Below are 12415 nucleotides of genomic sequence, written 5' to 3' on the forward strand. Positions count from 1 at the left end.
GTTTAATGATGATAGGTCATCTTACAGGTTCTAATTCAGAGTAGATAACAGATCCGTTTCTTTGGAGTTTGTGCCAATTATGGCGATTACCGAAAATATAAAGGATGGATCCATAGAAGAAGAAAAAGGTATCCAGCAAGCGATATGTTACAGATTCCCAAATAGTAAATAATACAATTTTTAACCACTGCTTAGAAGAAAAGGTATAACCAAAATGTCCAGCGCGTTGAACCGCTACTAATCTTAAAATGAATTCACTAGACCATGCAGTAATAAGCAATACAATGGTAAATGGAGATATATTCCCTAAATATAAGGTAATTGGTAATATAAAAATTGTGATTACCCCTAAAATGCTAAGTACAATGGATTCGAATAATAAAAAAAAAGAGAACCTTTTACTTAGTTTGGTAAAAAAATCTTTTTTATATAGATTAATACAATCTAGAAAACCTTTTTGCCAACGAACTCGCTGATGTAATAGAGATTTGAAATCTTCAGGTACTTCTGTATAGCAAACTGCCTCAGGGACAAATATCATCTTTTCACCGAGTTTCCGCTCATGAATAAATTTATGAAGTCTAAAAGTAATTTCCATATCCTCTCCTAGCGTATCTTTAAAACCACCAATTTGTTGTAGGATAGATAGACGAAAAGCTCCGAATGCCCCAGATACCACCCCTAATACATTTAACTTTGCTTGTGTTACTTTCCGTACATAAAAAGAAGATAAATAACCAGATAATTGATACTTGATAATCCAATTTTTCCCGTAAAAATTATTACCTCTTCTATTTATTACTTGTCCCACTTGTACCATACCACCAGCAGCAATCACTTTTGGATCAGAGAATGACTCATTAATTCTAGTAAGACTATCACTTTCTAATATGGAGTCGGCATCAAGGGTAATTACAATTTCTCCAGTTGCAATGGAGATACCGGCATTAAGGGCAGCAGACTTACCACCGTTTAGTTGATCGATAACATAAATTTGCGGAAAATTTTTACTTTTAAAGAGTCTAGAAAAATTTATGGATGAATTATCTAAGGTTATTTCTTTTTCTACTCTTAATAGATCAAGTAGCTCATGTAAAACATTCATCGTATTATCGGTTGACCCATCATTTATAAATATAGCTTCTTTGTTATCGTAGTTTAACCTTTTCCAGCTTTCTAGACATTGTAAGAGAACGAGCCCCTCATTAAATGCAGGGATTAACACAGTAATTTTTTTCTCTTTATTTGAAATGTAGGGTGCTTTTTTAACTTTTAAGGATCTATATATATATTTTAATTGTAATAAGAGATAAAGTACGAAGATTGCTGTAAATAAAAAAGACCAATAACTCAATTTGTTCCAACTTTCTAATATTAATTATTTTTTGAATAAATTCGGATGTAATCTACTTCCATATAAGAGGGGAATTTCGTTTCTTTGTCTGGGTCCCCAACCCAAACCCCGCCGACTGTAACGTTCATTAATAAGTACATGCTTGTATTGGCAAAATTCTTGATCTTGAATCTTTCAATTTCATCGATCGAAAAAATTATTTCCTCTTTAGTCCAATCGAGCGTATATAAATGCCATTGACTTCCATTTATATTGGTAACTTGATACTCACGTTTACCTGGTCCTGAATGACCGACATGCCAAATTTCGTTAGGAAGTTGACCCAACATCTCCACTATATCGATTTCAGGAAAGGCAGCATGGTTTGTTGGTAGTAGCCAAATCGCAGGTAATAACCCTTGTCCCACTGGTAGTTTTGCACGTATCTCAAATTTTCCATAAAGCTGTTCGTGGAGTCCTTGAGTAGTTACTGCACCTGAACGGTAGGGATAACTTTGAAATGGTTTATTATCAACTTGTAATTTTAAAGTGCCTGAGGAGCTAGAAACTTGTTCCGGTAAATAATGATGCTTACGACCATGATCTTTATAACCTGAATTTAGTTTGTTCCATTTCTTACTCGACACTTCTAAATCATCAAACTCATCTTGAAATGTTAGAGTCCAACCTTGTTTTGCATAATAATCATATTTTGGTATGTCTTCCGTTGAGAAATCCTCTTTGGATACTTGTATCAATTGATTTTCAACAGAGTCTTGACTCGGGGGATTTGTATTTTGCTCGCTACAGCCATATAAACAAATAACAAATATAAGAATTAAGTATTTAATAGACCTCACTTCCTTCTTCTAGGTGAAGTATATTCATAAATAAGGAAATTTATTCCACTAAACAATAATTTTTTAGGGCGAATTGCACAGTAAAAGAAGAAGAGGAGAGATTTAAATAGGAAGTATGAGGATTTCCTTTTTTATAAGTGTGGACAGGCCAATTGATATTATCCTTTTATCTTTCAAAACTGATCCGTCACACCTCAGCTTCAGTAGAATAATATAGTGCTATGAACAACCTAATACATTAGGGGTGAGCGTATGCCGGCTATAACGGGGAGACAGTATATTGAACGGATTGATGAGCTAAAAACGGATATTTGGATAGAGGGGAAACGTGTAACAGGTAACATTTCGGAGCACCCTGCATTTAAAGGAATTATTAAGAGTCAGGCTGCATTATATGAACTTCAGCATCATCAAGACTTAAAGGATATTTTAACGTATCTATCTCCAACAACTAAAAATAGGGTTGGTATTTCATATTTACAACCAAAGACGAAGGAAGATTTAGTAACAAGACGCACAATGATTCAGCAGTGGGCTAGGAGTAACAACGGGTTAATGGGGAGAAGTCCAGATTATATGAACACAGTTTTAATGGCTCTAGCTTCATCCGTGCATCTGTTGCAGGATCAAAAAAACTGTTTCCCAGAAAACCTACAATCATTTTATGAATACGCAAGAGAAAAAGATATTTCTATGACCCATACATTTATAGAGCCACAAGTAAATCGGACTCAACTGTATATAGAACGTTCGAAAGAGCCAATTGCTGCAAAAATTGTAGATAAAAACGAGCATGGTATTATTATAAAAGGGGCACGACTTCTTGCGACACAAGGTGGAATAACGGATGAGCTTTTAGTTATTTCTGCAAATGGGAAGGAAGAAGATGGAAATGGTTTCGCATTTTCAATACCTAGTAATACAACAGGGTTAAGGTTCATATGTAGAGAATCATTTGTTGGAGGTGATTCGTCTTTTAACTATCCATTAAGTTCAAGGTTTGAAGAAATGGATAGTATTGTTGTATTTGATAATGTATTAGTACCTTGGGAACGTGTATTTTTTTATGATAATGTTCCTATCTCCAATATTTTTATGCGATCGAATTCTTTCTTGCCTTTTACACTTCATCAAGTAGTATCTAGGCAAATTGTGAAAACCGAATTCATATTAGGAATAGTCCACTCTATTATTGAAACTATTAATATTGGAGAATACCAACATGTGCAAGAAAAAGTCTCTGAAATAATTATTGCTTTGGAAACGATGAAAGCACTAGTGATTAAATCAGAAGTAGAAGCCAAAATAGACAAAGGTGGATGGATGCAGCCAGATCGGTCGACATTACAAATTGCTATGAATGTATATCCTCGCGTATATCCGCGTTTTACAGAAATTATTCAACTATTAGGTGCCAGTGGATTAATGTCTATTCCAACAGGAAATACTTTTCAATCACCTGTAGGAAATGAATTAAATCATTACTTACAATCTCGTGAAAATACGGGTGAGGATCGTGTCCAACTTTTCCGCTTAGCATGGGACTTAACGATGAGTTCTTTTGGTACTCGGCAAACGTTATACGAACGTTTCTTCTTCGGAGATCCTGTTAGACTAGCTAGTCAGCTATACTTCTCTTATGACGCAGATGAATATATGCAACGAGTGACAGATTTTCTCGATTTGTCAAAGGAACATTAAGGGAAATGGAAGCTATAAATTATATAATTGTATAGAGCCAACCCCATCCTTCATCTTAGATGGGGTTTTGTATGTCTTCTATACAAATAGTTTATAAGACTTATCAAGCAAATACCTTGAAGTAAAAGTAACTTGATTCTATTATCTAATGGAGACGTTATATAATGAAGGGAAGTAAAAATATGAATAAAAGACTTCAACCTGTTCCTGTATCAGTTTTGGATTTAGTGGCAGTAAAGGAAGGCCAAACAAACAAAGAGGCTTTTGAGGATATGGTTAGCCTAGCGCAACACGTAGAAAAGATCGGTTACAGTCGATACTGGCTAACAGAACATCATAATTCACCGAATGTTGTTAGTTCAGCAACTTCCATTCTAATCGGCCATGTGTTGGAAAATACCGAAACGATTAAAGTAGGATCAGGTGGAATTATGTTACCAAATCATGCACCTCTTGTAGTTGCAGAGCAGTTTGGGACACTGGAAAATATCTATCCAAATAGACTAGATTTAGGACTTGGTCGTGCACCTGGTACAGACATGCAAACAGCTCGTGCACTCCGCAGGACTACACAGGAAACTGCTTTTTCTTTTCCACAGGACGTGGTAGAATTGCAAAATTACTTTAAATCGCTAGATAACCAAGGAGCTGTTCGCGCATTTCCGGGAGTCGGTGCCAATGTACCAATATATATTCTAGGTTCAAGTACTTCAAGTGCACAATTAGCTGCTCGTTTAGGACTACCGTATGCATTTGCTGCACATTTTGCTCCTCAGCAGTTGGAACATGCAATACAAATTTACCGAAATCAGTTTGTTCCTTCAGAGTATTTATCTGAACCTTATGTGATTGTTTGTGTAAATGTAATAGGAGCAGAAACCGATGAAGAAGCGAAACTTCTTTCTACTACTAGTGATCGATTTTATTTAAATGTGGTGTCTGGTAGAAAGAGCTTATTACAGCCGCCAGTGGAAAGCTTGAATGGTGTGTGGAATCATTTAGAGGAAAATGCAGTACGTGCAATGTCGACTTATACTTTTAAAGGCAGTCGAAATACAATAACTGAGCAATTAAAACCATTCTTGGAAACATACCATGTAAATGAATTGATGGCAGTTACATACGTTTATGACCAGGAAGCTAGAAAACGTTCATATGAAATATTCAAGGAAGCCGTTGACCAACTTTAACAGCAACGAAACATGACGAATCCCTCCTCCGGGACTTCGTTATGTTTTTTTGTTGTTTAAGAAAGTTAATTAGGTTTGGTTACAAATTAAAATCTTGGGTAGTAGTAGCATTGGATACTAAACGCATAGTAGAATCTGAAATTTGTAACTAAGAAAATAAAGATTTTTAAAGACTAGGTACTGTTGCTTTTCCAATTGAAAAATTTTGCATAATATATAATTATTAAATGTTTTAATGGAAGCGCTTTCGTCTTTGTTTAAATTGTCTAGAATAAAAGAAATTGGTTAACAATCACTGTATAGATATTATTAAAGGAGGTCTCGTATATGAAAGTCAACAATGCTATGGAAGTTTTAGATCGGATGCGTTTACCGAATGGAGCCTATACTGCCAGTGTTTCGCAAGACTACAATTATGTCTGGATACGTGATATTGTATACACAGTTTTGCCTTTTTTACAAAGCCAATCTGATCGGTATGAAAAAGCATATTATGCGTTATTTGATCTATTTAAAACCTATGAATGGAAAATAGACATCCATAGAGAACAAAAACCAGTCTACCTTTTTGAATATATCCACTCACGCTATTCTACAGATTTAGAGGAATTGAACCAAGAATGGGGTCACGCTCAAAATGATGCAATTGGAGCATTTTTATGGGGTGTGGGAGTAGGGGTGAGCCATGGTCATAAAGTTATTCGTGATGAGAAAGATATCGCTATTGTTCAGAAGCTGGTCGATTATTTAGAGTGTCTTCAATACTGGCAGGCAAAGGATAATGGTATGTGGGAAGAGAATATGGAACTTCATGCCTCAAGTGTAGGAGCTTGTGTTGCTGGATTACGTTCTGTGAAAATGTTAGTAAACGTAAAGGATGAACTAATTCAAAAAGGCGAAGAGACGTTGCGTTTTCTTTTACCTAGAGAAAGTGAAACGAAAGAAACAGATTTATCCCTGCTTTCACTTATCTATCCATATCGTATAGTTGAAAGGAAAACTGCTCTTAAAATAGTTGAAATGGTTTCTGAAAAACTTGAACGCACACATGGCTGTATTCGTTATCACAATGATCAGTATTATAACGAAGGCAGCGAAGCAGAATGGTGCTTTGGACTACCTTGGCTCGGACTATGTTATTTGGAGCTAGGTATGTATGACAAAGCTTTCGAATATATTAGTAAAACAGAGCGAATTATCCCAGAAAATTGGGAAGTTCCTGAGTTATATATTGGTGGTAAAAATGTTCCAAATGGTAACACTCCACTTGCTTGGTCTGTCTCACTTTCCTACTTATTTTTAAATCGTATGATTGATGCATCTTCTACCCCAAAAGGGAGGACAGCTAATAGCTAATCTCTGGTCAATGCACTTTAGTGTATTATCGTTATTAATATTTACAGAACAAAATATATTAGTAAAAGTCCTTCAGTAGATGGAGGATTTTTTATTTTGTCGAAATTTATATATTATTGGCAATAGCGAAATATTAAAAGGTGTTTAAAGATTAATGGCGAATAATTTAGGGGAGAACTGGTATTTGAATGAAAAGAATCATAGATTGAAAGAGGTGTTTAAATGGTAGAGATTATGAAGTTGGATCACCGGCGACTCCCAAGTGATTTTGATGTATACCTTTTTCATGAAGGAACATTGTATGAAAGCTATAAGATGCTTGGAGCTCATCTAATTGAAGAGAACGAAGTGCAAGGAGTTCGTTTTGCAGTTTGGGCACCGAATGCTAAAAAGGTATCGGTTGTAGGTAATTTTAACAATTGGATTGGTACAAAGCATCGATTGGAACGTTTGGATCAATCTGGAATCTGGGTGCTATTTGTTCCCGACTTAGCACAAGGAGATATTTATAAGTATGAGGTTACAGGTCCAGACGGACAAAAAGTATTAAAAGCAGATCCTTATGCTTTTTATTCGCAGCTTCGACCAGAAACAGCTTCTATTATCTACAATTTAAATGCATTTGAATGGTCAGATCAGAAATGGATGACTCAGCGAGTAAAGAAAGATATGTATCATAAACCGATGGCTATTTATGAAGTTCATTTGGCTTCCTGGAAACAAAAAGAAGATGGTGAGTTTTATAGTTATCAAGAATTTGCTGACGAACTAATTGAGTATGCAATCGATAATGGATTTACCCATATTGAGTTAATGCCTGTTATGGAGCATCCTTACGATGGTTCATGGGGTTACCAAATTACTGGTTATTATTCAGCGACTAGCAGATATGGGACGCCTGAGCAATTAATGTATTTTATAGATAAATGCCATCAACAAGGGCTTGGTGTGATTCTTGATTGGGTGCCAGCGCATTTTTGTAAGGATATCCATGGACTTGGAAGATTTGATGGGACGCCTCTGTTCGAATCAGCAGATCCCATGCGAGCAGAGAGACCTATCTGGGGAACATATAGCTTTGACTATAGTAAACCCGAAGTCGTCAGCTTTCTCATTTCAAACGCCATATTTTGGATGGATGTCTATCATGTAGATGGATTTCGGATTGATGCAGTTTCATCCATGATTTATTTAAATCATGATAATCCTCTTCCTGTAGAGTTGAAGAATCAGTATGGTGGAGGAGAGAATCTCGAAGCAATTGAATTTCTAAAAAAGCTAAATGAAATCATTTTCCGGAGATTTCCTGGCGTACTTATGATGGCGGAGGAAGCTACGGAATGGCCACTTGTAACAAGTCCTACAAGTCTAGGGGGTCTTGGGTTTAACTACAAATGGAATATGGGCTGGTCTAATGATGTACTCAAATATATGAAGCTGGATGTGAATGAACGACCGAAGCATCATCACTTATTAACCTTTTCCTTTTTATATGCATTTTCGGAAAACTTTGTTCTTCCATTTTCGCATGATGAAATGGTTCACGGCAAAAAGTCATTACTAAATAAAATGCCCGGTGATTACTGGCAAAAATTTGCGAACTTACGCCTTTTATTTGGTTATTTGTTTACGCATCCCGGCAAAAAGCTTTTATTTATGGGTAGTGAATTTGGTCAATTTGACGAATGGAAATATCAGCAGGAGATGGATTGGATGCTGTTAGATTTTGACGCTCACTCTAGTTTTTTTAATTACTATAAAGAGTTAAATAAATTTTATCAAAAAACCACTTCTCTATGGCGGCTGGATCATGAGCAAGCCGGATTTCAGTGGATCGATGCAGACAATACGGAACAAAGTGTGATTACGTTTATGAGAAAAGGAAAACGGAAGGGTGATTACTGCATTATAGTTTGTAATTTTTCAACCGAGGTTTACCACAATTATCAAATAGGAGTTCCTACTAAAGGTAATTATTATGAAGCATTTAGTAGTGATGCTGCATCATTTGGTGGTTCGGGACAGTTGAATTCTACCATTAGGAGCACTAATCCATTTCCTCGTAACAACCAACCTTATAGCCTAGAAATAACTGTACCACCATTAGGAATGGCGATATTCATGAAAGAAACAAAAACTAGAAAAAGGGGAGACCATCTAAATGGCATCTAAAAAGTGGATTGCAATGCTTTTAGCAGGAGGTCAAGGTTCGAGGCTCGGGGAATTGACGAGTGACTTAGCTAAACCCGCAGTACCATTTGGAGGGAAATACCGAATTATCGATTTTACGTTAAGTAACTGTACACATTCGGGTATCGATACCGTAGGCATACTTACTCAATATCGGCCGCATATTTTAAATTCATATATTGGAAACGGACGGCCATGGGATCTGGACCGTAATAACGGTGGGGTTTCTATGCTTCCACCTTATCAAGGGAAAGATGGCGGTGAATGGTATAAAGGTACGGCTAATGCTGTGTACCAAAATTTTCATTTTATCGATCATAATGATCCGGAATATGTACTTGTAATTTCGGGGGATCATATTTATAAGATGGATTATAACAAAATGCTTGAAGATCATATGGAAAATGATGCACATGCGACCATTGCTGTCATAGAGGTACCTTGGGCAGAAGCAAATCGCTTTGGTATTATGAATACCAACGAAACTGATCAAATTATACAATTCGATGAAAAACCACAAAATCCAAAAAGTAACCTAGCCTCCATGGGTGTATATATATTTAATTGGAACCATCTTAAACAATATTTAACAGAAGACGAAGAGGATATTAGCTCTTCTAATGACTTTGGAAAGGATATTATACCAAAAATGCTGAAGAATGAAGCAAAACTACAAGCGTACCGATTTAAAGGCTACTGGAAAGATGTCGGGACGATTGAAAGCTTGTGGGAGGCACATATGGATCTATTGGAAGAACCATCAAATTTTAAGTTAGGAGATCCAAACTGGCAAATTTACGCAGGAAATGCTAACCACCCTCCACAATATATATCAGAAGATGCGAATGTAACCCAATCATTGGTGAATGAAGGCTGTTTAGTATTTGGGAATGTCGACCATTCTGTTCTGTCATATAATGTTCAAGTTGGAAGTGGCTCAAATGTAAAGAATTCGGTCATTATGCCAAATGTAAAAATTGGAAATAATGTAATAATAGAAAAAGCAATAATCGGTAGCGGTACAGTTATAGAAGATGGGGCAATAATCTCTGACACGAAAAAAGGACTAATATTAATAGGAGAAAATCAACAAATATCTTCGGAAAGTGCTTTGCTGCAAGCTTTATAATAGGAGGTATTTTTAATGAGGAATGTCTTAGGTGTTATTAATCTTGTAAATGAAAGACCTATATTAAAAGAATTGACCCATCACCGTTGTTTAGCTTCCTTACCTTTTGGCGGACGCTACCGAATGATTGACTTTACAATGTCCAACTTTATGAACGTCTCAATAAGTAAAGTTGCTATTTTCACCAAAGATAAATATCGGTCATTGATGGATCATCTTGGCTCCGGAAAGGAATGGGATTTGGATCACCGCTCACAAGGTCTATTTATACTTCCGTCCATTCATCCAGATGAAAAGATTAAAGGTGACTTACAACAATTCTATGATCATTTAGAATTTTTTCAACGAGCAACTGCAGATACTGTAATTATTGCACCCGGTCACCATATTTGTAAAATTGACTTTAATGATGTGTTAAAAAAACATGAAAGCAATAAAGCAGATATTACGGTTCTGTATAAGGATTATGATGGGGGGGCAGTTAAAAGGCCCATTTATCATCAGTGTTCACTGGACACTGACGGTGCAGTTCGTGATATAAACTTTTTTACAGCACCGAAGAAAGGTGACCATATATGTTTAGAAACATATGTGATTAAGAAACAACTTTTAATAGATTTAATAAAGAATTGCATAGAATACGATGAATATGATTTTTTAAAAGATATTGTAAAAGCTAACTTGATAAATCTTAAAGTGCAAGGGTATCGATACACGGGTTATATGCCATTTATTCACTCCCTAGAAACATACCATGCTAGTAATATGGAGTTTCTTAACCCAGAAATTCTTCGACATTTTTTCTATGATTCATGGGAAGTTTTCACCAAGATCAAACACGAAGCTCCTGCCGAATTTACGAATTCCTCCAAGGTATCTAACTCATTAATCGCCAATGGATGTATTATCGAAGGCACTGTGGAAAATAGTATTATTTTTCGTGGAGTAAAGGTTAAAAAGGGAGCGGTGGTGAAAAATAGTATCATTATGCAAAAAGGGGATATTGAAGAGGGAGCACGTATAGAAAACGTAATTACGGATAAACAAGTAATTATCACTAAAAATCAGAAAATCACAGCGATAAATAAGCCGGTTGTTATCAAAAAAGAAGTAGTAGTTTAAACGGGAGGTCCACTTACATGAACGTGTTATTTGCAGCCTCAGAGTGCGCTCCATTTATAAAGACAGGGGGGTTAGGCGATGTGATTGGTGCTTTACCCCATTCTTTAAAAGAACAGGGCGTCAATGTTAGCATAATATTGCCTAAATACGATGATCTCCCATTACAGTTTAAAGAACAAATGCAATGGATTAAAAGTATTGAAGTACCTGTAGGATGGAGACGTCAATTTTGTGGTATAGAGAAAATTCACTATCAGGGAATAACCGTATATTTTCTGGATAACGAATACTATTTTAAAAGACATGGTAGCTATGGATTTAGAGATGATGGTGAACGGTTTGCATTCTTCTCTCGGGCTGTACTAGAAGCTATACCTTTTTTAGAAGAGCGCCCGAATATAATACATTGCCATGACTGGCAAACAGGATTGATACCTGTCCAATTGAAAGCCAATTATAACAACAACCCATACTATCAGGGATTAAAAACTGTGTTTACCATTCACAATTTACGCTACCAAGGGGTATATCCTAAATCAGTTCTGTCTGATTTATTGGATCTTGACGACCAATATTACCGTATAGATGCCTTAGAGTTTTATGGGAGTATTAGTTATCTCAAGGGAGGACTAGCTTTTGCAGACTGCCTAACGACTGTAAGTCCAACCTATGCATCTGAAATACAGTCTTCCTACTATGGCGAAAAACTGGACGGGTTTTTACGTAAAAGAGGTGCTAATCTGCAAGGAATCATAAATGGAATAGACAATGACTGCTATAATCCTAAAAGTGATGGAAGTTTATTGCTTCCATTCGATGATTCTAAGGGAAAGGCAGCTAATAAAAAACATTTACAGGAAACACTCGGCCTACCTATCCAAGCTAATACTCCGATCATATCAATGGTTACTAGATTAGTTGACCAGAAAGGGATAGATTTGATTTTACATGTCTTTCATGAAATCATCGGTTTGGATGTTCAGTTTGTTTTACTAGGAACTGGAGATCATCAGTATGAAGAATCGTTCAGATATTTTGAAGACATTTATCCTGATATGGTGTCAGCTAATCTGTTTTTTGACGAATCATTGGCTCGACAAATTTATGCTGGTTCAGATATATTTCTAATGCCATCCCAATTTGAGCCATGCGGAATAGGGCAATTACTCGCCTTTCGATACGGAACCTTGCCGCTCGTCCGTGAAACAGGTGGGCTGAAGGATACAGTAATTCCATACAATGAAATAACCGAAGAAGGAACTGGATTCAGCTTTGCTAATTATAATGCCCATGAATTGTTACATACAATTGAACGTGCAGTAGGCCTATTTCGCTTCCAACCTACAAAGTGGAACAACCTGATAGAACGCGCAATGGATTTGGATTTTAGCTGGTCAGCGTCTTCTCTACAATATATAAAATTGTATGAGGAACTCCTAAAATCGGATAAATAAAAACAGAAAGGATGACGCAGACTCAAAAGTTGCGTCATCTTTAGTCTGCACTTAAAAGTCAAGTGAGCCTAGAACACCAA

At 36.3% G+C, this 12415-nt stretch carries 9 protein-coding genes; 7 read left to right on the forward strand and 2 right to left on the reverse strand.

Features of this window, described 5'->3' with window-relative positions; genetic code table 11:
- Positions 1-16: 16 nt before the first annotated feature.
- On the reverse strand, positions 17-1354 hold the full coding sequence (locus tag MHI40_RS06595) for a glycosyltransferase family 2 protein (protein WP_340761979.1): 1338 nt from the start codon (positions 1352-1354) through the stop codon (positions 17-19).
- A gap of 20 nt (positions 1355-1374) precedes the next feature.
- Entirely contained in the window at positions 1375-2091 is a 717-nt protein-coding gene (locus tag MHI40_RS06600) for a glycoside hydrolase family 16 protein (RefSeq protein ID WP_340761980.1), read from the reverse strand.
- A gap of 354 nt (positions 2092-2445) precedes the next feature.
- Between MHI40_RS06600 and hpaB the strand changes: the two genes are divergently transcribed.
- From hpaB to glgA, 7 genes are all read left to right on the forward strand, one after another.
- Positions 2446-3894 carry a 4-hydroxyphenylacetate 3-monooxygenase, oxygenase component gene (gene hpaB / locus MHI40_RS06605; RefSeq protein ID WP_340761981.1) on the forward strand — a complete coding sequence of 483 codons (1449 nt, stop codon included), beginning with the start codon at positions 2446-2448 and terminating at the stop codon, positions 3892-3894.
- Positions 3895-4076: 182 nt separating this feature from the next.
- Positions 4077-5084 (forward strand): LLM class flavin-dependent oxidoreductase, encoded by a 1008-nt coding sequence (locus MHI40_RS06610; RefSeq protein WP_340761982.1) that lies wholly within the window; start codon positions 4077-4079, stop codon positions 5082-5084.
- A 327-nt stretch (positions 5085-5411) separates the two neighbouring features.
- Positions 5412-6440, forward strand: a complete 1029-nt coding sequence (locus MHI40_RS06615) for a glycoside hydrolase family 15 protein (protein ID WP_340761983.1) — start codon at positions 5412-5414, stop codon at positions 6438-6440.
- 222 nt (positions 6441-6662) lie between these two features.
- Positions 6663-8612, forward strand: a complete 1950-nt coding sequence (glgB, locus tag MHI40_RS06620) for a 1,4-alpha-glucan branching protein GlgB (RefSeq protein ID WP_340761984.1) — start codon at positions 6663-6665, stop codon at positions 8610-8612.
- Entirely contained in the window at positions 8602-9759 is a 1158-nt protein-coding gene (locus MHI40_RS06625) for a glucose-1-phosphate adenylyltransferase (RefSeq protein ID WP_340761985.1), read from the forward strand. The genes glgB and MHI40_RS06625 overlap by 11 nt, the downstream gene beginning before the upstream one ends.
- Before the next feature lie 15 nt (positions 9760-9774).
- Positions 9775-10881, forward strand: coding sequence for a glucose-1-phosphate adenylyltransferase subunit GlgD (gene glgD / locus MHI40_RS06630; RefSeq protein WP_340761986.1), 1107 nt, complete (start codon positions 9775-9777; stop codon positions 10879-10881).
- A 17-nt stretch (positions 10882-10898) separates the two neighbouring features.
- Positions 10899-12335, forward strand: a complete 1437-nt coding sequence (gene glgA, locus MHI40_RS06635; protein ID WP_340761987.1) for a glycogen synthase GlgA — start codon at positions 10899-10901, stop codon at positions 12333-12335.
- The last annotated feature ends 80 nt before the right edge of the window (positions 12336-12415 follow it).

The organism is Psychrobacillus sp. FSL H8-0510 (genome assembly GCF_038008345.1).
Taxonomy (GTDB): domain Bacteria; phylum Bacillota; class Bacilli; order Bacillales_A; family Planococcaceae; genus Psychrobacillus; species Psychrobacillus psychrotolerans.

Excerpts from the sequence above, each read along its gene's own strand:
- MHI40_RS06615 (WP_340761983.1), top strand. The coding sequence starts at position 5,412 with ATGAAAGTCAACAATGCTATGGAAGTTTTAGATCGGATGCGTTTACCG.
- hpaB (WP_340761981.1), top strand. The coding sequence starts at position 2,446 with ATGCCGGCTATAACGGGGAGACAGTATATTGAACGGATTGATGAGCTA.
- MHI40_RS06625 (WP_340761985.1), top strand. The coding sequence starts at position 8,602 with ATGGCATCTAAAAAGTGGATTGCAATGCTTTTAGCAGGAGGTCAAGGT.
- MHI40_RS06610 (WP_340761982.1), top strand. The coding sequence starts at position 4,077 with ATGAATAAAAGACTTCAACCTGTTCCTGTATCAGTTTTGGATTTAGTG.
- glgA (WP_340761987.1), top strand. The coding sequence starts at position 10,899 with ATGAACGTGTTATTTGCAGCCTCAGAGTGCGCTCCATTTATAAAGACA.
- glgB (WP_340761984.1), top strand. The coding sequence starts at position 6,663 with ATGGTAGAGATTATGAAGTTGGATCACCGGCGACTCCCAAGTGATTTT.
- glgD (WP_340761986.1), top strand. The coding sequence starts at position 9,775 with ATGAGGAATGTCTTAGGTGTTATTAATCTTGTAAATGAAAGACCTATA.